This is a genomic window from Streptomyces sp. NPDC031274 (assembly GCF_055570235.1).
The window spans coordinates 170,181-193,738 of the sequence record NZ_JBVIHP010000001.1 but is presented as its reverse complement, the minus strand read 5'-3'; the positions used below and the strand labels follow the sequence as shown (position 1 = coordinate 193,738).

The following is a 23,558-nucleotide window of genomic DNA, read 5'->3' as shown; positions in this document are numbered from 1 at the left end:
GCGCGTGGAGATGCGGGCGAGGCGTGAGGGAACTCGAGCAGGCGCCATCGCGTTGTCAACTCACCGAGCTCGCAAGCGAGTTGATGTCGAGATCACCCAGCACCGCCTAGTCCCTCGGCTCCCCTTCCACTCGCATTTCGCTCACATTCCGCTCTTCACGGAGGTCCGGAACCATGACCCGTAATTACTTAAATCACTCCCAGCCGTCCCGGCGCACCCTCCTCGGCGGCGCCACCGTCGCGGCCCTCGCGCTGGCGACCGGCAACAGCACGGCCCACGCCGCCACGGCCCCACCGGGCGCCACGTGGCCGACCGAGTTCCCGCTCCCCGACGGTTTCCTCCCCGAGGGAATCGCCATCGGCCGGAAGCCTTACGCCTATATGGGCTCGCGCGCCGACGGCGCCATCTACCGCACCGACCTGCGCACCGGCCGGGGCGAGCTCTTCCACGAGGGCGCCACCGGATGGGTGACGGTCGGCCTGAAGGTCGACGACGACGGCCTGCTCCACGTCGCCGGGAGCACCGGAGTCGCGCGGGTCCTCGACACCCGCAGCGGCAAGCTGGTGGCCACGTACCGACTGACGGAAGCCACCGGCCACTTCATCAACGACGTCTTCCTGCTCGGCGACCGCGCCTGGTTCACCGACTCGCGCGACAGCGCGTTGTACGGCGTGCCGCGCGGCAGGGACGGCCGCAGAGGCGAGGTGCGCGCGCTGCCGCTCGGCGGGGACTGGGTGCAGACGCCGGACGTGAACAACGCCAACGGAATCGTCGACACCCCCGACGGCCGGGGGCTCATCGTCGTGAGCAGCACACCGGGCAGGCTCTACCGCGTGCATCGCGGGACCGGACACGCCACCGAGATCACGCTGATCGGCGCGGACGACGTGGCCAACGGCGACGGCCTCTTCCGTATCGGCCGCACGCTGTACGTCGTACAGAACCGGTTGAACCGCATCAGCGTGTTCCACCTCGACGCCGGGGCGGGCGCCGCCACCCTGCGCCGCACGATCACCGACCCCCGCTTCGACATCCCCACCACCGCTGCCCGCTGGGGCGATCGCCTCTACCTCGTCAATGCCCGCTTCAGCAGCCCGCAGGAGCCCACGACGACGTTCAACGCCGTCGCCGTTCCCCTTTGATCCGAGGCCGGACGGCGCTCGGCGGGACCGATTGAAAGATCAAAGTGGCACCGGGTTAGCATATGAGCGCCGCCTAGCTCGAAAGATAAACCTGTGACTGTCAATGACGACTCGTTCACCAACTGGAAGAACCGCGAGGAGATCGCGGAGTCGATGATCCCCATCATCGGGAAGCTGCACCGGGAGCGGGACGTCACCGTCCTGCTCCACAGCCGCTCCTTGGTGAACAAGTCGGTGGTCAGCCTCCTCAAGACCCACCGGTTCGCCCGGCAGATAGCCGGCGCGGAGCTCTCCGTCACCGAGACGCTGCCGTTCCTGCAGGCCCTCACCACGCTCGATCTCGGCCCGTCCCAGATCGACATCGGCATGCTCGCCGCGACGCACAAGGCCGACGACCGCGGTCTGTCGGTGGCGGAGTTCACCGCCGAGGCCGTGTCCGGGGCCACGGGCGAGAACAAGATCGAGTGCCGCGAAGGACGCGATGTCGTTCTCTACGGCTTCGGCCGCATCGGCCGTCTCGTCGCCCGCCTGCTCATCGAGAAGGCGGGCTCCGGCAACGGCCTTCGCCTGCGCGCCGTCGTCGTCCGTCAGGGCGGTGAGCAGGACATCGTCAAGCGCGCCTCGCTGCTGCGCCGTGACTCCATCCACGGCCAGTTCCAGGGCACGATCACCGTCGACGAGGCGAACAGCACGATCATCGCCAACGGCAACGTGATCAAGGTGATCTACGCCAACGACCCCTCCGAGGTCGACTACACGGCGTACGGCATCAAGGACGCGATCCTCATCGACAACACGGGCAAGTGGCGTGACCGCGAGGGTCTCTCCAAGCACCTGCGCCCCGGTGTCGACAAGGTCGTCCTGACCGCGCCGGGCAAGGGCGACGTCCCGAACATCGTGCACGGCGTCAACCACGACATGATCAAGCCGGACGAGCAGATCCTGTCCTGCGCCTCCTGCACCACCAACGCGATCGTCCCGCCGCTCAAGGCGATGGCGGACGAGTACGGCGTGGTGCGCGGCCATGTGGAGACCGTCCACTCGTTCACCAACGACCAGAACCTCCTGGACAACTTCCACAAGGCCGACCGTCGCGGCCGCTCGGCCCCGCTGAACATGGTCATCACCGAGACCGGCGCCGCGTCGGCCGTCGCCAAGGCGCTGCCCGACCTCAAGGCGCCCATCACCGGCAGCTCGATCCGCGTCCCGGTGCCGGACGTCTCGATCGCGATCCTCAGCCTGCGGCTCGGCCGCGAGACCAACCGCGAGGAAGTCCTCGACTACCTCCGCAACGTCTCCCTCACGTCGCCGCTCAAGCGCCAGATCGACTTCACCAGCGCGCCCGACGCGGTCTCGAACGACTTCATCGGCTCGCGCCACGCCTCGATCGTCGACGCGGGCGCCACCAAGGTCGACGGCGACAACGCGATTCTCTACCTCTGGTACGACAACGAGTTCGGCTACTCGTGCCAGGTCATCCGCGTCGTCCAGCACGTCTCCGGCGTGGAGTACCCGACGTACCCGGTGCCGGTGGTCTGACCCCGGCAGGTCTGATCCCGGCAAGGAGGCGGGGGGGGGGGGGGGGGGGGGGGGGCGCCCCCCCCCCCCCCCCCCGCCTCCGTCGTACGTCCGCCCCCGCCTCCGTCGTACGTCACCGATCACCCTCCGAGCAGCCTGCGGGCGCCGAGAGCCAGCGAGATCTCCACGACGTCGCCGACGCGGGTGAGGCTGCGGCCGGTCAACTGCTCCACGCGCCGCAGCCGGTTGAGGACGGTGTTGCGGTGGCAGTAGAGGCGGGCGCCCGCGCGCTGCGCGGAGCCGTCGGTCTCCAGCCAGACGGCGAGCGTGTCCAGGAGAAGGTCGCGGTCGGCGGGGTCGAGGGAGCGCAGCGGACCGAGAACGCGCTCGGCGAGCGCCTCCGCGAGTTCGGGCGACGAGACGACGAGGGCGTCGGGCAGACGTTCGTCCAGAAGGACGGTGCCGCCGCTGCGGGGGCAGGCGCGCAGCGCCGTGTCGGCGAGCCGGCGGGCGTGCGGGACGGCGGCAAGGCCCTCCACGGGTGAGCCGATGCCGGCGCGGGCCCCGGCGGGCAGGGCGAGGGCGGCGCCGAGCGCGGACAGTTCGGCCGCCGGGTCGCCATCGGCGTCGCCGAGCAGCACCAGGGCGTACTGGACCCCGGGAGCGGAGTGGCGCAGCATCCGCGTTCCCGTCGGCAGAGTGAGGTCGCAGTGGCTGTCCTCCCCCGCCAGGGCGATCACCGCGTACCACCCGTCATCGGGCAGAGCGAGGACGTCGGCGGCGGTGGGCAGGTCGGTGAGGCGCGCGCTTCCGTCGAGGAGACTCGCGGTCAGCAGCCGCAGCCGGTTCTCGTGCTGCCAGGCCATGCGGCGCTCGGTGCGGCGGTAGGCGTCGGCGACCACGCCGCAGTGCTCGTCGACGAAGTTCCATACGTCCGTGGCCACATGGATGAGCAGCCCCATGTCGTCGGGATTGCCGCGCGAGACCTCCTCCACCAGGCCCTGCCACACCATCGCCCCGCCGAGCCGGAAGGCGTGCAGCAACGCGTCGAGGGGCAGGCCCCGTTCGGCGCGCGCCCCGGCGATCTGGATGGACGTGCGGTGGGCGTCCTCCCTGGTCTCCCCCGGCTGGAGGAGCGAGGTGACGCTGCACCGCAGCGAGCGGTGCACCTCCTGCCACACCTCGGTGGGGCGGGCGTCGATGTCCGGCCGGTAGGCGGGCTCCTGCTCGCGCAGTGTCGCGACGAGCCGGTCGGTCATCGAGGCCAGGTCTCTGAGCAGAGCGCGGGTCGCCCGGTGCAGCACGGCGACGGCATCGGCGTCGAGGAGGGAGCGCGAGCCGGGTGCGATCGGGGCGATGGCGGGCACTTCGTGCAGGGGCCCGACCCGTGACCGCAGAACGTGTGGCATGGGGCCTCCCCGGGGAATGTGCGCACAGCAGGATCTTCCTGACGCCCGAAGAATGGCATACCGCCCAGTCGGTACCTAGAGGTGTGCGGCAATCTCCACATCACGGTCCGGCAACCCGCCGTCACCGGCGAGCAGTCGCGACAGCTCGACGCGGGAGCGTATGCCCAGCGCGGCGAACACATTGCGCAGGTGGTGGTCGACAGTGCGGTGGCTCACCGAAAGGCGCACCGCCACTTCGCGGTTGGTGGCTCCCTCCGCCACATGACGGGCGATACGTTGCTGTTGCGGGGTCAGTGCAGCCAGCGGCCCGGGCCCCGGCTCCCCCGCCACCGCTTCACCGGCGGCGCGGAGTTCACCGCGGCTGCGGTCCGCCCAGGCGCGCGCCCCGCACCACTCGAAGCCCACCAAAGCGTCCCGCAGCGGACCGCGCGCCTCGCGGGTGCGGCGCCTGCGGCGCAGCCACTGGCCGTACAGCAGCTGCGTACGGGCGCGTTCGAACTCGCCGGGCGAGCGGTCGTGGTGCGCGAGTGCGTTCTCGTACGCGGCGGCCGTCTGCTGCGGCGGGGCGAGGAGGGCACGGCAGCGGGCCAGCTGGGCCGGGGCGAGCCGGTCCACGGTGGATCCGGCCCAGCGGGTGAACTCCGCTGTGGCGCTCTGGGCTTCCGCCGTGCGCCCGGCCTTGACGGCCGCTTCCACGAAGCAGGGCACGGCCAGCATCCGGACGGCGAAGTGCCCGCGCCGTGGGCCCGGGGCGACCAGTGGAGCGAGCCGGGCGGCCGCGTCCGCCGGACGTCCTGCGGCGAGATCCGCGCGGGCGACGGCCCAGACGGCGAGCGTGGCGGCCTGGGTGAGCCCGTGCGGCCCCGCGCCCGCCGCCACGGCCGCAGCGTGCGCCGAGCAAGCCTCCGCGTCGCCCTCGACGGACGCGGCGAGGGCGAGTACGGCGTGCAGGGAGACCGCGACATTGGGCTGCCCGATGCGGTGCGCGGCCCTGAGTCCTTCCAGGGCGTGCGCCCTTGCTCTGGTGTGGCGGCCCGCGCGCAGTTCCCCGTAGGCCAGATGTTCAAGGGCGCGTGGCAGCAGGACCTCGGGGCCATAGGCGCGTACGGCCGCGAGTGCTCGGGCGCCCGCCCGGCAGGCGCTCTCCACCTCGCCGACCACCAGAGCCGCGGATCCGGCCCGCAGCAGCCCGGCCGGTTCCGCCGTCGTGGGTACGTCGTCCACGCAGCGGCGCAACAGGGCGTGCCCCTCGGCGGTGCGGCCCGCGAGGACGGCGCACATCCCGGCGCGGTAGGCCTCGAGGGACGGGTCGTCGGCGCATACGGGTAATCGCGCCATCGCCTCTTGGTAGGCCGCGACGTCGCCCATCGCCCAAGCCGCCTCCGCGGCGCCGATCAGCGCGTGGCGTGCCGGTTCCGGCGGGAGCAGCACGGCGGCGGTGAGCAGGGCCTCCCTGGCATCGGCGGCCGGGCCGTCGGCGAGCGCGAGCAGTCCGCGCACCCGGTGGACGCCGCCGTGGGCGGGGGCGGCGGCGGTGCGAGCCAGGAGGGCGCGGGCCCGTACGGGGTCCCCGGCGAGGCGGGATGCTTCGGCCGCGTCGGCAAGGCGGTCGGTGCGCAGCGTCGGGTCGGCGGTGAGCTCCGCGGCACGGGCCAGGGCGGTGGAACGCTCGGCGTGCGGGCGGGGTGCCCTCGCCGCGTCGGCGAGGGCTCCGGCGAGCATCGCGTCGTGGTCCCCTGCCGCGCAGGCGAGTTGGATCAGTCGGGAGAGGTGGTCCCGACAGACCGCGGCGAGGCGGGCGTGGGTGGCTCTGCGGCGGGCGATCGGGGTGCGGCGCAGTACCGCGCGGCGCAGGAGCGGGTGAGTGAAGTGGATGCGACCGCCCGCTCCGACGACCGCACCGGCCGCTTCGGCGGGCGCGAGTCCCGAGGGGGCGGCGCCGGCCCGCAGCAGCAGGGCGAGGTCCGCACCCGCGCCGTCGGGCTCGTGCTCCCCGGCCGCCGCCGCGAGCAACAGCAAGGAGCGGGCGTCGCCGGGCAGCTCGTCGATGTGGGTGGCGTAGTCGTCGAGGAGGTCTTCTCCGCCGGGCAGGGGGTCGGGCAGCGGGGTGCGTCCGGCCAGCTGGTCAGGGGTCAGGGCCTCGACGAGCGCGGTGAGCAGGCGCGGATTCCCCGCGGCCTCGCGTATCAGCCAGGCGCCGACGACGGGGTCGGCGGAGTGCTGGGTGAGACCGTCGAGCAGGGCGACGGCCGCGTCGTCGCCGAGCGGACTCAGACGCAGGGCGGTCAGACCGCTCAACTCGCCCGCTCCTGAGCGGTGTTCGGCGAGGGTGAGCAGGACGGCAACGGGTCTCTCGGCGGGCAGCCGGCGGAGCTCCGCCAGGAGCGCGGCCCGGGCCGTGGGGTGCCAGGTGTGTACGTCGTCGATGCGGACCAGTAGCGGACCCTCCTGCGGCAGCGCTGCCGGGACGACTGACTGTACCGACGGGACCGGGTCACAGATCGCCCGCGCGTAGTCCACGAGTGCGGTGCGGCCCAGGCCGGGCTGCCCGGTGAGGACGAGCACACCGCCGCGACCGGCGCGCAAGCTTCCCACCAGGGATTCCACGGCGGCGATCGCCTCGCTGCGGCCGTGGAGCTCGGGGGGCCTCAGCGCGCGGGGTACGGTCGTCGAAAGGGTCACGCCCGCACGTTACTTCCGCGTAACACGGTCCGGAAGTCCCGCGTCCGCAGGGCTGGGCACGCCACCAACGGCCGCCGTCTCCCGGTGTGCGCGGGCACAGTCGGGGAGGGGCGCGGGACGCGCGTCGTCCGCCGCCGATGGCCCGGCAGCGGACGAGGGCCCCCAGTGACGGAGCATCAGGATCAGGAAGTGTGCGGGCAGTTGCCGCGGTACTCCTCGATCGTGAGGCTCGGCTTCGGCAGCGGGCAGAGGAACTGCTCGTAGCGGGTGTCGTTGTCGATGAACCGCTTCAGCCAGGAAATGCTGTACTTCGCGATCGTCGTGTTGGAGGAGTTCGGGGTGAAGTGGGTGGCGCCGTTGAGCTCCAGGTACGCCTTGTCCAGGGAGCTCGGCAACGACTGGTAGAACGGCTCGGAGTGGGTGGCGACGGGGGCGACGGTGTCACCGTCCGCGCCGACGACGAGCGTCGGCGTCTTCAGCTCGGGCCAGGTCGTGTCGAGGTTCCAGCCGGTCAGCGGGATCGCCGCCTTCAGGGACGTACGGCTCTTGGCGGCCTCCAGGGTGCCTCCGCCGCCCATCGAGTGCCCCATCACACCGAGTCTGGAAACGTCGACGCGGCTCCGTACGGAGCTCGTCTTCGTCAGGTAGTCGAGCGCGGAAAGGAGTTGACGTCCCCGGCTGTCGGGCTGGTCGAGCGTCGTGAGGGTGTCGATGGTGAAGACCACGAAGCCCTGGGACGCGAGCCGCGGACCGAGCCAGGCGATGCTCGACTGGTACGCGGTGAAACCCGGGGAGATGACGACCGCGCCGAAGGTGCCGTCGGCGGTGGATGTGGGGTAGTAGACGGTGCCGCCGCCGAAGCCGGACACGCTCAGCGAGGAGACGCTGGTCTGCGAGACGGCGTAGGAGCCGCGCGTGGCCTCGATGCTGGAGACGGTCGGCGCGGGGCCACGCTCGTACGGGTTGTCGGCGGCGGCCTGGGCGCCCGGTGCGAGACCGGTGCCCAGGAGGCCGGCGGTGGCGACCGCGGCGGCCAGAGCTGCCCGCACCACAGGGCGGGAGAAGACGTGCAGGCGCACGGAGGGGTCCTCTCTGTCGTGGCGGGGCCACACAGGAGGAAGGAGATACGCCCCGGTGGAGACCGCCGTGTTCGTTGGCGGTCCCCACCGTGGCGGTGTTGACGGCGTGTCGACATCGGCGAAATCACCGGTGTCGTGCGGACGTCGTCCCCCTCATCCCCGTCATCCCCGTCATCCCCGTCATCCGCGCAGCGGGCCCTCGCATGTGTAGTCCGAGGTTCCGGCGCGTCCGCCGGTCCAGATGTCCACCTCGCCGAAGGCGCAGTTCATGTCGGTGAGGTTGTTGTCGCCGCCCGACGCGCGGTCGAGGATGTAGGCATCGACGGTCTCGGACATGTCCTTGAAGACCAGATCGGGGTCTGCCGCGTCGCCGAGGTTCGCGGTGATCCGGCCGGTGCACACGAACCGTGGGCGTGCGGGGGCGCTGGTGGCGCGGCAGTCGGGCGCGATGCCGGTCGTCGCGGTGAACGAGGAGCGGACCTGGGCGGCGGTGCTGTCGCGCAGCCGGTCGACAGGGACGTACTCGGTGTCGGGGACGAACAGGTCGTCGACGTGGGCGATCTGCTGGTCGAGGAAGGCGTCGTAGGCGCTCTGCAGCCCGGCGTCCCTGCCGAGGCGGTCGCGCCACGCGTCGAACGCGCCCGGGTCGTCGGAACGCAGATGGCGGTACATCTCCTTGACCAGCGCGGGGCGTTCGCTCCACAGGAACTCGAAGAACGTGCCCGCGTAGTCGTAGAAGCGGAAGCCGTCACCGTCGTAGGTGGCGTGCAGCAGCTGGTTCACGCTCATGCGCGGCCCGCCGCCCGCGGTGTCGTCGATGATGCCCTGGATCAGGGACTTGCGGACCTTGATGCCGTCGTCGCGCGTGGCACCGTCGAAGAACTCCGCCGTGCCCTCGTCCATCGCGGTCGTCCGGTCGCCCTCGTACCAGCGTCCTTCGCCGAAGAAGCCGGGTACCGCCCAGCGGCCGTTGAGGTAGTGCGTGTACTCGTGACGGAACAGCTCCTCCAGCGTCAGCGTGGAGTCCTGGGGAACGCGCCGCTGGTAGGTGTAGAAGGTCGCGCCCTGCTCGATGTAGACGCCGCCGTTGTCGGTGCCCATGCCGGTGAGCAGCGGATGGAAGTTCTCGTAGTCGGCGCGCGAGGCGTACAGGACGGTGTTCAGGGTGGTGTTGGGGTCGCCGCCGAGCGGCTCCTGGGTGCCGACGACGCGGTGGAACTGCGCCTTGACCTGCTTGCTCGCGTAGTAGAGCTGGTCGACGGCGTCCCGGTCGAGGGCGGTGCGGACCTTCATGCCGCCCTCGTCGTAGGTGTACGTCTGTGGGAAGAGGCGGCGCTCGATGTCGTCCCTGCACACCTTGTACGGCTTGCAGGCGTCGAACTCGATCAGCCAGGTGACGACCTTCGCCCACGGAGCGCTGCCGTCGCCGAAGGTGCGGGCGGTGATGTCCAGGAGCGGGCCGAGCCCGGTGACGATCTCGGTGCGCAGCGCGTCGATCTGGCCCATCCGGCCGTACTCGCTCACCGCGTCGCGCACCACCCAGGCATTGGGCCTGCCCTTGAGGTGGGTGTATCCGCCGAACGTCTTGAACGCGGCGCGGTAGGAGGCGTCGGCGGCCACGGCGGCGCGGAAGGCGGTGTCCTGGTTGCCGGGGTAGACCCCGAGGTAGTTCAGGGAGAGCGCGGCGAGGGCGGCACCGGCCCAGCCGGTGTCCTGGGCGGTGTCGGGGTGGGCGGCGTCCATGGTCGCCAGGACCCGTTTGACGAGCGGGAGTTGGTGCTGACGCAGCCCCGCCGCGCTGGCCGCGGTCAGCGCCTCGCGGAGCGTCTCGGCGTTGGAGCGGGTGGCGTCGAAGGCGTGGGCAGTCCTGCCGAAGGCATCTACGGCCTGCCGCATGGCGGCCAGGGTCGCCGGGTCGGTGATGTCGACCTCGTCGTGCGAGAAGCCCTGGTAGGAGACGGCATGCAGGTACGTGAACATCTCAAGGAGGTGGCTGTCGTCGGTGCCGTCGTGGGATGCGGCGAGCTGGGTGATGCGCTGGGAGACGGCCTGGATGTGCGCCCGCGACATCACCGGGGCCAGGCGCTGGTCCCAGCTCCAGAGGAGACCGCGCAGACAGCCGTCGGCGGTGACGGCCGGATCGGCGAGGAACGCGGTGAACTCCGCGGGCGACAGGCCCTTGACGCCATCGAGGGTGCACGGCACCGACTCCTTGCCGACGGTCGCGCGGGGCACGTCAGCAGCCGTGGCCCTCGCCTTCCCCTTCGGCTTGTTCGTACGGGGGCCGGGGACGCGGCCATCTGTCAGGCCGCCGGGGGCGGGGAGCTTCAGGGCTGCGGACTTCGGGGCTTTGGCGCGGCGGTCGACCCGGTCGAACGGGCTCGGCGCCTCAGGCCCCGGCGCGGCGGGTGAGGCGGTGGCCGGGCGCTGGGCCGGAGCGGTGCCGTCCGCGCGAGCGGCCGGTGCGGCTGTGGCGCACAGGGTCACGGATATCGCCGCGGCGAGCACGGATCTGCGCAGGGTACGGGGCTGGTGCACGACAGGCTCCTGATGTGTGGGAGGTGGGCCGAGCAGTGCGTACGCAAGGCGCGAAGGAACTCTCCCGGACCCCAACTTGCCTATGTACAGCGGTGTTTGAGGAGTAGGAGTCGCGCCATGTGATGCGTAACGTAGTAATGTGAAATGGTACTGACAACCCCTCAGGCGCCGAAGCTGCCCACAACTCCCCTACCTCACAGACGCGTTGGCCCTGGCCACGCACACTGACGGCACATCAGACCCTGAGCGAAAACAACGTGACATTGTACGCTGGTGAACCACTCGGGCACGGGCTCGCGGGCCACGGCGCGCGGGCCACGAAGGGATCACCGCCATGGGCCACCTCACGCAGCGCACCCTCGTCACTCCCCGCGAGCGGCTGCGTGATCAGGTCGCCCACCATCTGCGGGCCGCGCTGATATCCGGCGAACTCAGGCCCGGCGAGGTCTACTCGGCGCCCGTGCTCGCGGAGGACTTCGGGATCTCCGCGACGCCGGTGCGCGAGGCGATGCTCGATCTGGCCCGCGAAGGCCTGGTGGAGCCGGTCCGCAACAAGGGCTTCCGTGTCACCGAGGTCAACGAACGCGATCTCGACCAGTACTCCGAGATCCGCACCCTCATCGAAGTCCCCATGATCGGCCGCATCACCCGGTCCGCATCGCGCGCGGATCTTGAGAAGCTGCGCCCCGTGGCCGAGGAGATCGTGCGCGCGGCCCGCGACCACGACCTCATCGGCTACCTCGAGGCCGACCGGCGGTTCCACCTCTCCCTGCTCGCGCTCGGCGGCAACGACCGTCTCGTCGAAACCGTCGGCGACCTGCGCAAGCGCTCCCGCCTGTACGGGCTGACGGCACTCGACGAGCGCGGGCGGCTGATCCCGTCCGCGCAGGAGCACATCGAGCTCCTCGACCTGATGGTGGCGGGCGACGCCGAAGGCGCGGAGCAGTGCATGGCACGCCATCTCGGGCATGTGCGCTCACTGTGGGCCCAGGGCGCCAAGGAGCAGGACAAGGTGGAGGACACCGTGTAGGGCAAGGAGTAGGGCTCAGCAGGACCTACAGGATCTACTCGCGGGTTCGTTTGATTCTTCAACGCACCGCGCGACTCATTGACGCGGACCGTTCACCTCTTTATGGTCGCCTGACCTTCCCGGCGACCCCGCAACGGAGCACAATGAGGTCCCTCCCCCGCACGGTCCGGTTCATCGCACCCCTCCTCGTGGGTGTGCTTGCGGCGGCCGTTCCCCCCACCGCGGCGGCCGACAACGCGACCCCGAGCACCGAAGAGCCGACGACGCCCGCGCCCTCCCCCGGTGACGGCTGGACGATGACGTCGACCCGCATCGACGCGAAGGACACGTACCACGCCTTCGTCGGCAACGGCTATCTCGGCCAGCGCGTCGCCCCCAACGGAGCCGGATACGCGGCCTCCGACGGCGCCAAGACCGGCTGGCCGCTGTTCACGCCCCGCTACGACGGTTCCTTCGTCTCCGGGCTCTACGCGCACAACAAGGGCACCACCGAGAACCGCCAGGTCGCCGCCGCCCTGCCCACCTGGACTCCGCTCACGGTGTCCACCGGCGGGCCCGGATCCGAGACGTTCACCTCCAGAACGCCGACCGCCCGGATCTCGCACTACCGGCAGAGCCTGGATCTGCGCCGCGGTCTGGTGCGGACCAGACTCACCTGGACGGCCGCCGACGGCCGGGCCACCGATCTCGTCTACGACGTCCTCGCGGACCGCGCCGACCCCCACGTCGGCGCCGTACGTCTGCGCATGACCCCGCACTGGAACGGCGACGCGAAGGTCACCGACCGTATCGACGGACGCGGCGCGCGGCGCATGACGCCCACCGGTGGCGGCGCCCGCTCCGGAGGGCGGACCATGGCCGTGGGGTTCCGCACGGACGGCACGAAGGCCGAAGGGGCGGTCGCGTCGACACTCCGTGCCGGGCACGGCGTACGTACAGGAAATGAACAAACCTCAGCTGGCGCACGTAAGTTGAGCGCCCATCAGTCCGTCGGTCTCCCCGTCCGGTCCGGCCGGACCTACGAACTCACCAAGTACATCGGCGTCGACACCGCACTGACCTCGCGCTCCCCCGAGCGCGATGCCGTAGCGGCCTCGCAGCGGGCGGCCGGGCACGGCTGGGACGCGCTGTTCGCCCGGCACACCGCCGCCTGGCGCAAGCTGTGGCGCAGCGACATCGAGGTGCCCCGACAGGGCGACCAGGGTGACCGGGGCAGGCAGGGCGATCTCCAGTCGTGGGTGCGGTCCGCGCAGTACGGGCTCCTCTCCAGCACCCGCACCGGCTCGGCCGACAGCATCTCCCCCACCGGTCTGAGCAGCGACAACTACGCCGGGCTCGTCTTCTGGGACGCGGAGACCTGGATGTACCCGGCACTGCTCGCCGCCCACCCGAACCTCGCCAAGTCCGTGGTGGAGTACCGCTACCGCACCCGGGACGCCGCCCGCGCCAACGCGAAGAAGCTCGGCCACCGCGGCCTCTTCTACCCCTGGACCAGCGCGAGCAAGGGCGACCTCACGTCCGAGTGCCACAGCGTCGACCCGCCGCACTGCCGCACCCAGAACCACCTTCAGAGCGACGTGGCCCTGGCCGCCTGGCAGTACTACCTCGCGACCAAGGACACCCACTGGCTGCGCACCCGCGGCTGGCCGGTGATCCAGGGGATCGCCGAGTTCTGGGCCGACCGAGCCACGCGCAACGCCGACGGCAGCTACTCCATCAAGGACGTCGCAGGACCCGACGAGTACAGCAACGGCGTCGACGACGGCGTCTTCACCAACGCGGGCGCCGCCACCACGCTGCGCACCGCCGCCCGGGCCGCGAAGATCCTCGGCAAGGACACCCCGGCGAGCTGGGGCACCGTCGCCGACAAGCTGCGCATCCCCTACGACAAGAAGAAGCAGGTCTTCCAGCAGTACGACGGCTACAAGGGCTCGGTCATCAAACAGGCGGACACCGTGCTCCTGATGTACCCGCTGGAGTGGCCGATGTCGAAGCGGGCCGCCACCAACACCCTCGACTACTACGCGGCCCGCACCGACCCCGACGGCCCTGCCATGACCGACTCGGTGCACGCCATCGACGCCGCCTCCATCGGTGAGCCCGGCTGCTCCGCGTACACCTACCTGGAGCGTTCCATCCGGCCCTTCGTACGCGGCCCGTTCAACCTCTTCTCCGAGGCGCGCGGCGACAAGGCGGGGGCCACCGACCCGCTCTCGGGCTCCCCGGCGCAGAACTTCACGACCGGCCAGGGCGGCTTCCTCCAGGTGTTCACCAACGGCCTGACCGGGCAGCGGCTGCGCGAGAACAGCGTGCACCTCGACCCGATGCTGCCGCCGCAACTGTCCCAGGGCGTCAAGCTGAACGGGCAGCACTGGCAGGGCCGTACGTACGACATCGCCATCGGAGCGCACGGGACCACCGTGCGTCTCACCCACGGCGAGCCCTTCGAGATCGAGACCCCGCAGGGCAAGCAGGTCGTCAGCCAGGGCGCGCCCGCCCACATCAAGACCCGCCGCCCGGACCTCGAACCGACCGACAACCTCGCCAGGTGCCGTACGGCGAAGGCGACTTCGGAGCAGCCCGGCCAGTACGCGGGCGCCGCGTTCGACGGCAGCACCGCCACCGCCTGGGTCTCCGACGCCGCCCGCGCGACCCTCACCACGGACCTCGGCAAGGTCTCCCGTATCTCCAGGATCACCCCGCACTGGACGGGCGTGAAGCCGACCAAGCACACCGTGCAGACGTCACTCGACGGGCGGCACTGGAGCAATGCCTCACCGGACGGAGACACGGCAGCCCGCTATGTCCGGGTGAAGATCACCTCCAAGAGCGCGAAGAAGCCCGCGGGCATCCAGGAGTTGACCGTCAACCGATAGATCGCGGCGGGGGCGACGGTAAGGGCGTGAAAAGGAGTGCCTCCACCGTCGCTCCCGTTGTTAACCTGCCGGTCGTGGCAGACGAGGCGTACGAGAATCCGAGACTGGCGGCGCTCTACGATCCGCTCGACGCGGACCGCGGCGATTTGGACGTGTACGCCGATGTGACAACGGAACTGAGAGCACGTCAGGTGCTCGACGTCGGCTGCGGCACGGGTACGTTCGCCCTGCTCCTGGCCGGGCGCGGGCTGCGGGTGACGGGCGTCGAACCGGCTGCGGCCTCCCTCGACGTGGCGCGGTCCAAGCCCGGCAGCGAGCAGGTGCGGTGGATCCACGGCGACGTGACGGCGCTCCCGGAGCTGTACGTCGACCTGGCCACCATGACCGCCAACGTGGCCCAGGCCATCGTGGACCCCAAGGTGTGGGACGACACCCTGCGCGGCATCCGTGCCGCGCTGCGGCCGGGCGGCCGTCTCGTCTTCGAGACCCGCGACCCGGCCCGGCGGGCATGGGAGCGGTGGAACCGTGCCGCGACCCGCCGCACGGTCGCCGTAGAGGGCGTCGGTGACATCGAGACCTGGGTGGACGTCACCGATGTCAGCCTGCCGCTGGTGTCCTTCCGCCACACCATGATCTTCACCGCGACGGGCGAGACCCTCACCTCCGACTCGACCCTGCGCTTCCGCGAGCGCGAGGAAGTGACCGCCTCGCTCACCGCGCACGGTTACGTCGTGGACGAGATCCGCGACGCCCCGGACCGCCCCGGCATGGAGTTCGTCTTCTTTGCCCGCCGCCCGGAGCCCGGCGAGGCCATCAGTGCAGCTTCATCCGGTACGTCAGCGGCGAACGACCGGTGACCAGTACCCGTATCCCGTCCGGCGTGAGGGACCCGTTCATCCAGGTGTAGCGCTCCCCCGGTTCGACCACAGGAGGCTGTTTGCCGCCCTTGCCGTTCCCGGGGCCGAAGGTGATCCGGTCGTCGCCGACCGTGTAACTCGCCTCGCCGCTGACCAGCTGATAGGTGTCCTTGGCCCCGGCGACCGCCTCCAGGCCATCGCCCGACAGTTCCCCGCCCCGCCGGAAGCACAGCTCAAGGGCAAGGGGCACCGCGGACTGCGACACCTCGAAGGAGAGCTCCCAGCCGCCGCCGTCCGTCTCGCGCACCAGGATCTCGGTACGCAGTGCCCGGTGCTCCTTGGGCCGGTGCGGGAAGTCCATCGCCGACCAGAAGCGCCCGTCGTCGGTGAGGGGGTACAGCCCGTCCTTGCGCCTATGGCGGCGCGGCAGCGGTTGGTGGAACGCGGCGCGGACCTCCGCGTGCAGCCGCCACGCGTCGCCCCACCGGTCGAGGCCTTCGGACCGGAAGGGGCCGAGCGAGAAGAACTGCGGGGCGAGCCGCAGCGAGTCGAGGATCGCGGCGCCCTTGCGCATCTTGAAGAACGTGGGGTTGGTGGAGAGCCCCGACGAGATGGCGTGCGTCCGCGGCAGGTCCGTGCCGCCGAAGATGCTCGCCGTTCGCTCGCCACGGCGCACACGCACCAGGCGGCAGCTGTCGTCGTGGTGCTCGAAGTCGGTCGGCGGTGCTTTCACCGCCGGCAGCTCGCGGGCGAGCTCGGGACGGTCGAGGACCTCGGCGAGCCGGTCGCCCAGCGGGGTCTCTCCGAAGGTCTGACCGGCTCCGCGCTCCCGCAGCAGCGCGGCGACCGCCGCGAACGTGCCGTTGCCGTCGCGGATCGCCAGCTCCCGGTACTGGAGCCAGAACTCCGGCAGATAGCGCAGTGTCGCCTGGTCCTGGCGCCGCGAGTGGACGGACTCCACCTCGCCGTTGGGCTCGGTCACGTACAGCGAGGCCGTGAGGTTGTCCCGTACGTGTGCGTACAGGTCGCGCCGGTCGTGGAAGCGGGCGATGGTCAGCAGGGCGGGGTTGGTCACCACCGCCGAGTAGGTGGGACTGCGCTCGCTGTACTCGCCGCCGGAGAGCTGGTCGATGCCCTCCGCGAGCCAGGCGTCGATGCGCCGGGGGTACGAGTGGTCGGGCCAGCGCCGGTGGATGCGGGAGAGCGCGGAGCACACCAGCCAGCGGTGGTTGGCGGTGTGCACACCGCCGTTCGCGAGGCCCGGACCGGCCTTGCGCAGGATCCGCTCGACCGTGGACCGCAGCTTCGCGGTGGCCCGTTCGCCGTCCTTGTCGAGCAGGGCGTGGGCGATGTTGAGATCGACGACGGAGAAGGCGGTGTCGGGCGGTGAGTGGACGGCGCCCTGGTCCCACAACCCGTCGTCGAACTGTTCGTCGGCGAGCGCGTCCGCGAGTTCTTCCAGCGGGCCCAGGAGCGCGCCGTCGTGGTGATGCCCCGACGTGGCGTGCACGTAGACGGAGGTGAGGGTGCGCAGGCTGCGGGCGGCGGCGCGGGCCTTGCCCTGGTCGCGCAGCTCGGTGATGTTGCCGTCGTACCCGTCGAGGACGGCGGTGGCACGCGCGTCGGCGGCCGTGGTGAGGAAGTCGACGAAGTCCTCGTCCCGCCGGGGTCGGGCGGATCCGACGCCCTCCGCCGCTGCCGCCGTCTGCCCCGAGATGCCCCCGAACCCGGCCGCGGTGGCCGTGGCGGAGGTGGCGATGAAGGTTCTGCGGGCTATCACGCGGTCTCCCCATGAGGCATGCGTACGTGGCGTACGTCGATGGCGGTGAGTGCCATGGCCAGCGGCCCGGGCACGAGGAACGCGAGCGGCAGCATCATCCAGGCGCACAGCACGGCCGCCGCGAGGGCGAGCAGGACCAGGGCGCTGCCGCCCACGTCCCGCGCCGAGTCACCGGCGGCGGCGCGCACCGCGGCCCGCCAGTCGCCGGTCGATTCGGGGCGGGCGCAGGCGCGCAGGCCCACGATCACTGCGCAGGCTCCGATCGCCGCGGCCGTCACGGCGAAGACGCGGGCACCCGGCAGCCCCGCCCCGGCAAGTGCCAGATCCGCCGAGAACAGCAGCGCCCCGGCGAGGGCGACCGCTCCCGCGACGAGGTCACCGGGACGGAATCGTGCACGGAGAAGCGCCACGTACCGCCCCGCCGTGACGGGCTTGTCGTCCCTGGTGCCGCGCACGAGGGCGCAGGCGGTGGAGAGCGCCGCCGGAGCGGTGATCAGCGGCAGACAGGCGAGCGCCGTGACCACGCCCAGAGCAAGGACATCGGCGAACAGAGTCATCCGCGGCCCGAATATCTCGCCCGTCTCGCGGGTCCGGGCGCTCATCCCTTGACCCCGGAGTTGGCCATGCCCTCGACCAGGAAGCGCTGGAAGGCGAGGAAGAACAGCACGATCGGCAGGAGCGCGATCACCGACATGGCGAACATCGGACCGAACGCCGACTGGCTCGACGCGTCCACGAACGACCGCAGCGCAAGCGTCAGCGTGAATTTCTCCGGCGAGAAGAGATAGATCAGCTGGGTGAAGAAGTCGTTCCAGGTCCAGATGAAGGTGAAGATCGCGGTGGTGATCAGCGCGGGCCTGGTGAGCGGCAGGACGACAAGGAAGAAGCTCCGGAACGGACCGCAGCCGTCGATCCTCGCCGCCTCCTCCAGCTCACGCGGAAGCCCGCGCATGAACTGCACGATGAGGAAGACGAAGAAGGCCTCGGTGGCGAGGAACTTCGGCAGGATCAGCGGCCAGTAGGTGTTCACCATGCCGAGCTGGTTGAAGATGATGTACTGCGGGATCAGGACGGCGTGGTGCGGCAGCATGATCGTCGCGATCATGAAGGCGAAGAGCGGTCCGCGGAAGCGGAAGCGCAGCCGGGCGAACGCGTACGCCGCGAGGGAGCAGCTCAGTACGTTGCCGATGACCGCGCCGCCCGCGATCAGCAGGGAGTTGGAGAGCAGCCGTCCTACGGACACGTCGTCCACGCCGTCGAGGGCGGTCGTGTAGTTCGACCACTCCAGCTTGCTCGGCAGCAGGTTCAGGCTCGCGATCACCTCGTCGGCGGGCTTGAGCGACGTGGCGACGAGCCAGGCCAGCGGATACAGCATCACCAGGAGCGCGGCCAGGCATCCGACGTGCAGGGCCACCCGGCGCCAGGGAAAGGCCCGACGGCCCACGGTGCCCCCGGTCTCGGCGGTGGTGGTCATCGCTCCCCCTCGTTCGCGTAGAAGACCCAGGAGCGCGAGGTGCGGAAGAGCACCGCGGTCACGGCTCCGATGGCGATCAGCAGGACCCAGGCCATGGCGGACGCGTAGCCCATGTGGGAGGCGACGAAGCCGCGGTCGTAGAGGTAGAGCGTGTAGAAGAGGGTGGAGTCCGCAGGCCCGCCCTTGCCGCCGCTGACCGCGAAGGCGGGGGTGAACACCTGGAAGGCCTGGATGGTCTGGAGCACCAGGTTGAAGAAGAGCACCGGTGACAGCAGCGGCAGCGTGATGGAGATGAACTGCCGCTTGCGGCTCGCGCCGTCCACCGCCGCTGCTTCGTAGAGCTCGGTGGGGATCTGCTGGAGTCCCGCCAGGAAAATCACCATGGGGGCGCCGAACTGCCAGACCGTCAGGAGCGCCACGGCGAACAGTGCCCAGCCGGGCTTGTTGACCCAGCCGCCGGTATGGATGCCGATGTCCGAGAGGAGGTTGTCGACGGTGCCGCCGTCATTGAACACCGCCCGCCACACCAGCGCGATCGACATGGAGGCGCCGAGCAGCGAAGGGGCATAGAAGGCGGACCGGTAGAACCCCTTGCCGCGCTTCATGGACTTCAGGGCGAGGGCGACGGCGAGCGCGAGCGCCAGTTGCAGCGGCACGGCGATGACGACGTACATCAAGGTCGCGCCGACCGAACGCCAGTAGCGCGGGTCCTCGGTGAACATCTGCACGTAGTTGCGGAAGCCCACCCAGCGTGGGGCGTTGAACAGGTCGTAGTCGGTGAACGACAGGTACAGCGAGACGGCCATCGGCAGGAGCGTCAGGACGACGGCGCCGAGCACCCAGGGCGAGAGGAACACCCAGGCGGCGCCCTCGCGCCGGAGCCTGCCGCGCTGCCGCGGGGGTGGCTCGGGACTCTTCGCGCGCGCGGCCTTCGCGGGTATGTCGGTGGTGGTCATGACCTCAGCTCCGCCTTCGCCTCGGTGATGAAGTCCTCCGCGGCCTCGCGGGGTGTCATCTGCTCGAACGACACCTGGTCGTAGTCACGCCCGAAGGTGGTCTGCAGGGCGTTGTCGCCGGAGGGCGGGGCCTGCGGGGGCGCTTCGAGCTTCCCGTCGACGGAGTCCTGGTAGTCGGCGACGGTCTTGTCGAAGTCCTTGAGGTCGGGGCCGATGTCGTCGCGGATCGGCTCGTTGACGGGGATGCCCCGGGAGGCGCCGAGGATCTTCGCCGCCTTCTCGTCATTGATCATGAAGTCGATGAACTCGGCGGATTCCCGGGGGTGTTCGCTGGTGGCCGCCGCGCCCATGAACATCGAGGGCTTGAAGTACTGACCGGGCGCGCCGTCCGCGCCCGACGGCATCGGGGCGAGCGTGAGGCCTTCGCCCACGATCGCCGTGAACCCGCTTGAGGGCGCGTCCCAGTTGAAGTCGGAGACGGCCTTCCCGCGGGCCAGCGGCTGGTTCTCCACCGATCCGTCGAGCTGTGTGGTCTGTTCGGCGGCCGACACCGCGCCCTCCCGCCGCAGCTTGTCGGCGAAGGTCCACCAGCGGGTCAGGTCGTCGGCCGTGAAGCCGAGTTCACGGTCCTTGGTGTAGAGGGCCTTGCCCTGGCCGCGCAGCCACACCTCGAAGCAGTCCTCGCTCTGTCCGGGGTCGACGGAGCCCGGCTTCCCGGTCTTCTCCGCCAACTCCCGCATGGCGTCGGCCCAGTCGTCCCAGGTCCAGCCGTTGCGCGGGAGTCTCACCCCGGCCTCCTTCCACTGCTTGGCGTCGTACACGACACTCTCGGTGCCGCGGCCCTGCGGGATCGCGTACTGGGTGCCGTCCACGACGCCGGTGGCGAGGAGACCGGGGTCGATCTCGTCGGTGCCCAGGGCCTTCTTCTGCCTTCCGAGGTCGAGGAGGATGCCGCCGGACGCGTACTGGTCGATCTGCCGGTAGTCGAGCTGCATCACGTCGGGTGCGTCACCGCCCGCCGCCTGGGTGGCGAGCTTCTGCTTGTACGCCTCGTAGCCGGCGAACGAGGTCTGCACCGTGATCCCCGGGTGCTCCTTCTCGAACAGCGCGACAGCTTCCTGGGTACGGGCCGCCCGGTCGGGGTTGCCCCACCAGGTGTAGCGCAGAACGGTCTTGCCGCCGCCGCTCGCTTCGTCCGAGCCGCCGCAGCCGGTGAGCAGCACGCTGAGCGTGAGCACCGCGGCCGTTGCGCAGGACCACTTTGTCCTGTTTCCGGGCATGCCGATGACACCTCTCCTCTCTGGTTTCTTGACGGGCGTTCTCTGTGGCGAAGGGAGTGGTTACTCGCCTTGGTACGGGAGCGTGGTGCCCGGCAGTTCGTACTCGTCGCGGCGCCCGCACATGCCGTAGCCGCCCCGGCGCGAGGGCCGACTGTCGTGCGAGCCCGATCCCGCGAGGTAGTCGGGGGTGCCGGATTCAAGGGCGTCGAGTTGCGCGCCGGTGCGCTCGGCGGTGGCGAGCGCACCGGCCCGCCACAGCTCGCGCCAGGTGGGGACCTTGTCCTTCACGAGCCGGGCCGCGGCCTGCTGGAATTCGAGGTAGGGGCCGTTGTCCCCGGCCCGCAGCGCCTCGCGCAACGGCAGGTATCCCTCGACGGCCAGGTCACGTCGCTTGCGGGCGGCGGCTTCCGCCTCCGGTCCTTCCTTCGCGGGGAGCTTCGCCGCGGCGGCGTACCGCTCGGGGTCGGCGAGCACGTCGGGCGGGAAGGTGAAGACGGCGTCCCCGGCCTCGGGCAGGCCGCTGTTCTGCATCAGGACCGTGATCCGCAGGTCGCCGCCCTGCACCATCCGGTGCACGGTGCCGGGCGTGAACCACGCGACGGAGCCCGCCTCCAGGGGGACCTCGCGGTAGCCGTCGGGGCTGAGCGTCTGGACGGCGCCGATGCCACCGGTGACGACGTAGGCCTCCGTGCACACCAGGTGCAGATGAGGGCTGCCGCCGCACACGCCGTCGGCGGCCTCCCAGTCGTACGCGCTCAGGTGCGAGAGGCCGACGGCTCCCGGCAGCGGGTGCGGAAGGCTCACCATGTCAGCCCCTTCAGGTGGGTGGCGACGCGGTCGCGGTCCCAGGCGCCGTCGGCGACCACGACGCGGTAGCGGTAGGTGAAGGACGCGCCGGGCGGCAGCGCGAACTCATCGAAGAACGCCCAGGAGAAGGCGACGGTGGGGATGGGTTCGGAGCGTACGAACCAGTGCGATGCGTGGATCGCGCTCGCCTCGTCGAGGTTCTCGGGGGCGTGCGCGAAGACGAGCGTGGAGTGCGCGTCGACGTCGTCGTGCTCGGCGGTGAAGGCGAGCCAGGGGCCCTGGGTGCCCATGAGACCGGCCGCGTCCTTCTCGGCGTCGGGCCCGAAGGCGTCACCGCCGGTGAAGTCACGCGGTCCGCGCCACTGCAAGCCCGTGTATCCGGCCATGTCGCGGCCCGCGGTGGTCGGCGACCCGAAGCGCAGCGGCTCGTCGCGGATGTTGGTCAGGCGGATCGACCAGTCGAGGGCCCAGGACCCGGCCTCCTCGTCGACCGAGTGGACGGTGATGCCGCGCTCTTCCCTGGCCCACTCCTGGCCGCCGTTCTCGATCCAGGTGAGCTCTTCGGTGAGGTGGAGGCGGTCGTCCTCGACGTCGAGGGCGGGGAAGCCGTCGTGGCGCATGGATCCGACCCGCTCCGGCAGGCGCAGATACCCCTCGCCGTGGACATAGCAGTTGCCGCCCCAGAAGTTCTGCCCCGACAGATGGCTCGCGGTCATCTGGAGGCCCTTGTGCCAGCGGTGGTCGTTCGGGCGGTACCCCGAGACCTGGTGTCCGGCCAGGGTGCGCAGGGGGTGGATGTAGGGCTTGCGGGCCTCGAAGGCGTCCGGGTCCGGCGCGTAGACGTAGCTGAGCAGCTCGACGTCGCCGGAGCTGACCGTGATCCGCTCGCCGTGGGTGTGGGTGACCTGAATCGTCATCGCTGGGGGCTCCAGTGGGGGTGGTTGCCGTGCATGGCCGGGTAGTAGGGGTCACCGGCGGTGATCTCGCCCGCGAGCACCGGCTGTCCGGTGAACGCCGACTTGTAGAGCGCCGCGGCGAATTCGAGGGTGCGCCGGGCATCGGCGCCGCTGCCCGGCGGCCGTACACCTTGCTCGTAGGCGTCCAGGAGGGTGCCGAGCTGGGCGGCGTGCGAGCTGGGCACATCGGTCGCCGGGGTGCGCCAGGCCTCGGCGCGGGCGGCATCCACGTGCGGGGCCGGGGTGTAGGTCCAGTCGTCGTTGGTGTGCCGGTAGAGGTGGGTGAGTTCGACCGTCGCGTCGGCGCAGTCCACGCGGATGCGGCTGACCTCGTCCGGGGACAGGACGCTGTTGACGACGGTGGCCAGCGCGCCGTTCTCGAAGCGCACCAGGGCGGTCGAGACGTCCTCGCTCTCGGTGTCGTGGACGAGGCGGGCCGCCATGGCGCGTACCTCGGTCCAGTCGCCCAGCAGATGCAGGAGCAGGTCGAACTGGTGGATGCCGTGCCCCATGGTGGGACCACCGCCCTCGCTCTCCCAGCGGCCGCGCCAGGGCACCGCGTAGTAGTCGCTGTCGCGGTGCCAGGTGGTCTGGCAGTGCGCGACCCGGGGCGCCCCGAGCTCGCCGCCCGCGATCAGCTCGCGGGCATGGACGGCGCCCGAGCCGTAGCGGTGCTGGAAGACCACCGAGGCGTACGCTCCCGAGGCCTCCTCGGCGGCGGCGATCTCGTCGTACTCGGCGAGCGAGAGGCACAGCGGCTTCTCGCACAGCACCCACGCGCCCGCCTTCAGCGCGGCCACGGTCTGTGCCCGGTGCAGCGACGGCGGCGTACCGATCAGCACCACATCGGGGCGGACCGCCTCCAGCATGGCGTCGAAGTCGGCGTAGCCCTCGACGTCCATGCCCACTGCCCCGGCCTCCTTGCGGAAGGCGTCGAGCCGGGCCGGGTCGACATCGACGGCGGCTCTCAGCTCGATCCGGTCGAAGTGGGCCCGCAGAGCGGGCAGATGGCTGCCGGTCACGATGCCGCCCGTGCCGACGACCGCGGCACGCAGACGGGCGGGGGTGGAGGACATACGGTCTCCTCGAACGAGCTTAGAAAGCGCTTGCACTGGGGCAGACCCTAGGCACCCCGGGAATGTCAGGACAAGACCTCGGAGCCGAAAACTGAATC

At 70.8% G+C, this 23,558-nt stretch carries 17 protein-coding genes; 5 read left to right on the top strand and 12 right to left on the bottom strand.

Going from position 1 to position 23,558, the window contains the following annotated elements:
• The first annotated feature begins 173 nt into the window (after positions 1-173).
• Positions 174-1,142: an SMP-30/gluconolactonase/LRE family protein gene (locus ACZ5CR_RS00905; RefSeq protein ID WP_468852254.1), complete on the top strand. Its 969-nt coding sequence runs from the start codon at positions 174-176 to the stop codon at positions 1,140-1,142.
• A gap of 93 nt (positions 1,143-1,235) precedes the next feature.
• Positions 1,236-2,681 carry a glyceraldehyde-3-phosphate dehydrogenase gene (locus ACZ5CR_RS00900; RefSeq protein ID WP_389905962.1) on the top strand — a complete coding sequence of 482 codons (1,446 nt, stop codon included), beginning with the start codon at positions 1,236-1,238 and terminating at the stop codon, positions 2,679-2,681.
• Between the two features lie 119 nt (positions 2,682-2,800).
• On the opposite strand, the gene ACZ5CR_RS00895 is transcribed toward ACZ5CR_RS00900, so the two are convergent.
• The 4 genes from ACZ5CR_RS00895 to ACZ5CR_RS00880 all read right to left on the bottom strand — a co-directional run bounded on the left by ACZ5CR_RS00895 (position 2,801) and on the right by ACZ5CR_RS00880 (position 10,368).
• Positions 2,801-4,069, bottom strand: a complete 1,269-nt coding sequence (locus ACZ5CR_RS00895; RefSeq protein WP_468852251.1) for a PucR family transcriptional regulator — start codon at positions 4,067-4,069, stop codon at positions 2,801-2,803.
• 75 nt (positions 4,070-4,144) lie between these two features.
• Positions 4,145-6,751, bottom strand: coding sequence for a helix-turn-helix transcriptional regulator (locus ACZ5CR_RS00890; RefSeq protein WP_468852249.1), 2,607 nt, complete (start codon positions 6,749-6,751; stop codon positions 4,145-4,147).
• 182 nt (positions 6,752-6,933) lie between these two features.
• Entirely contained in the window at positions 6,934-7,830 is an 897-nt protein-coding gene (bdeA, locus tag ACZ5CR_RS00885) for a bis(hydroxyethyl) terephthalate hydrolase (RefSeq protein WP_468852248.1), read from the bottom strand.
• 180 nt (positions 7,831-8,010) lie between these two features.
• Positions 8,011-10,368 carry a collagenase gene (locus ACZ5CR_RS00880; RefSeq protein ID WP_468852246.1) on the bottom strand — a complete coding sequence of 786 codons (2,358 nt, stop codon included), beginning with the start codon at positions 10,366-10,368 and terminating at the stop codon, positions 8,011-8,013.
• Between the two features lie 334 nt (positions 10,369-10,702).
• On the opposite strand from ACZ5CR_RS00880, the gene ACZ5CR_RS00875 reads away from it, so the two are divergent.
• The 3 genes from ACZ5CR_RS00875 (at position 10,703) to ACZ5CR_RS00865 (ending at position 15,131) form a co-directional block, all read left to right on the top strand.
• The gene (locus ACZ5CR_RS00875; RefSeq protein WP_468852244.1) at positions 10,703-11,398 is read left to right on the top strand and encodes a GntR family transcriptional regulator; all 696 of its coding nucleotides are present in this window, start codon (positions 10,703-10,705) and stop codon (positions 11,396-11,398) included.
• Positions 11,399-11,541: 143 nt separating this feature from the next.
• Positions 11,542-14,274 (top strand): discoidin domain-containing protein, encoded by a 2,733-nt coding sequence (locus ACZ5CR_RS00870; RefSeq protein ID WP_468852242.1) that lies wholly within the window; start codon positions 11,542-11,544, stop codon positions 14,272-14,274.
• A gap of 74 nt (positions 14,275-14,348) precedes the next feature.
• Positions 14,349-15,131 (top strand): class I SAM-dependent methyltransferase, encoded by a 783-nt coding sequence (locus ACZ5CR_RS00865; protein WP_468852241.1) that lies wholly within the window; start codon positions 14,349-14,351, stop codon positions 15,129-15,131.
• Here the strand turns inward: ACZ5CR_RS00865 and ACZ5CR_RS00860 are convergent.
• Genes ACZ5CR_RS00860 through ACZ5CR_RS00825 form a run of 8 tightly spaced genes read right to left on the bottom strand, consistent with a single transcriptional unit; the run spans position 15,088 to position 23,460 of the window.
• Positions 15,088-16,911: a hypothetical protein gene (locus ACZ5CR_RS00860; RefSeq protein ID WP_468852239.1), complete on the bottom strand. Its 1,824-nt coding sequence runs from the start codon at positions 16,909-16,911 to the stop codon at positions 15,088-15,090. The genes ACZ5CR_RS00865 and ACZ5CR_RS00860 overlap by 44 nt on opposite strands.
• On the bottom strand, positions 16,908-17,513 hold the full coding sequence (locus ACZ5CR_RS00855; protein ID WP_468852238.1) for a hypothetical protein: 606 nt from the start codon (positions 17,511-17,513) through the stop codon (positions 16,908-16,910). Before ACZ5CR_RS00855 ends, ACZ5CR_RS00860 begins: the two co-directional genes overlap by 4 nt.
• Positions 17,510-18,385: a carbohydrate ABC transporter permease gene (locus tag ACZ5CR_RS00850; RefSeq protein ID WP_468852236.1), complete on the bottom strand. Its 876-nt coding sequence runs from the start codon at positions 18,383-18,385 to the stop codon at positions 17,510-17,512. Before ACZ5CR_RS00850 ends, ACZ5CR_RS00855 begins: the two co-directional genes overlap by 4 nt.
• Complete coding sequence (locus tag ACZ5CR_RS00845; RefSeq protein WP_468852235.1) at positions 18,382-19,341, bottom strand: carbohydrate ABC transporter permease; 960 nt, start codon at positions 19,339-19,341, stop codon at positions 18,382-18,384. Before ACZ5CR_RS00845 ends, ACZ5CR_RS00850 begins: the two co-directional genes overlap by 4 nt.
• The gene (locus tag ACZ5CR_RS00840; RefSeq protein WP_468852234.1) at positions 19,338-20,621 is read right to left on the bottom strand and encodes an ABC transporter substrate-binding protein; all 1,284 of its coding nucleotides are present in this window, start codon (positions 20,619-20,621) and stop codon (positions 19,338-19,340) included. Before ACZ5CR_RS00840 ends, ACZ5CR_RS00845 begins: the two co-directional genes overlap by 4 nt.
• A gap of 60 nt (positions 20,622-20,681) precedes the next feature.
• Entirely contained in the window at positions 20,682-21,428 is a 747-nt protein-coding gene (locus ACZ5CR_RS00835) for a cupin domain-containing protein (RefSeq protein WP_468852232.1), read from the bottom strand.
• Complete coding sequence (locus ACZ5CR_RS00830) at positions 21,422-22,345, bottom strand: DUF6807 domain-containing protein (RefSeq protein ID WP_468852230.1); 924 nt, start codon at positions 22,343-22,345, stop codon at positions 21,422-21,424. Before ACZ5CR_RS00830 ends, ACZ5CR_RS00835 begins: the two co-directional genes overlap by 7 nt.
• A complete protein-coding gene (locus ACZ5CR_RS00825; RefSeq protein ID WP_468852228.1) occupies positions 22,342-23,460 on the bottom strand; it encodes a Gfo/Idh/MocA family protein in 1,119 nt (372 codons plus the stop codon). The genes ACZ5CR_RS00830 and ACZ5CR_RS00825 overlap by 4 nt, the downstream gene beginning before the upstream one ends.
• Positions 23,461-23,558: the final 98 nt, after the last annotated feature.

Coding starts and splice junctions, on each gene's coding strand:
- ACZ5CR_RS00850 (WP_468852236.1), bottom strand. CDS start 18,385: ATGACCACCACCGCCGAGACCGGGGGCACCGTGGGCCGTCGGGCCTTT.
- ACZ5CR_RS00840 (WP_468852234.1), bottom strand. CDS start 20,621: ATGCCCGGAAACAGGACAAAGTGGTCCTGCGCAACGGCCGCGGTGCTC.
- ACZ5CR_RS00825 (WP_468852228.1), bottom strand. CDS start 23,460: ATGTCCTCCACCCCCGCCCGTCTGCGTGCCGCGGTCGTCGGCACGGGC.
- ACZ5CR_RS00855 (WP_468852238.1), bottom strand. CDS start 17,513: ATGAGCGCCCGGACCCGCGAGACGGGCGAGATATTCGGGCCGCGGATG.
- ACZ5CR_RS00830 (WP_468852230.1), bottom strand. CDS start 22,345: ATGACGATTCAGGTCACCCACACCCACGGCGAGCGGATCACGGTCAGC.
- ACZ5CR_RS00870 (WP_468852242.1), top strand. CDS start 11,542: ATGAGGTCCCTCCCCCGCACGGTCCGGTTCATCGCACCCCTCCTCGTG.
- ACZ5CR_RS00845 (WP_468852235.1), bottom strand. CDS start 19,341: ATGACCACCACCGACATACCCGCGAAGGCCGCGCGCGCGAAGAGTCCC.
- ACZ5CR_RS00875 (WP_468852244.1), top strand. CDS start 10,703: ATGGGCCACCTCACGCAGCGCACCCTCGTCACTCCCCGCGAGCGGCTG.
- ACZ5CR_RS00905 (WP_468852254.1), top strand. CDS start 174: ATGACCCGTAATTACTTAAATCACTCCCAGCCGTCCCGGCGCACCCTC.
- ACZ5CR_RS00835 (WP_468852232.1), bottom strand. CDS start 21,428: ATGGTGAGCCTTCCGCACCCGCTGCCGGGAGCCGTCGGCCTCTCGCAC.
- ACZ5CR_RS00895 (WP_468852251.1), bottom strand. CDS start 4,069: ATGCCACACGTTCTGCGGTCACGGGTCGGGCCCCTGCACGAAGTGCCC.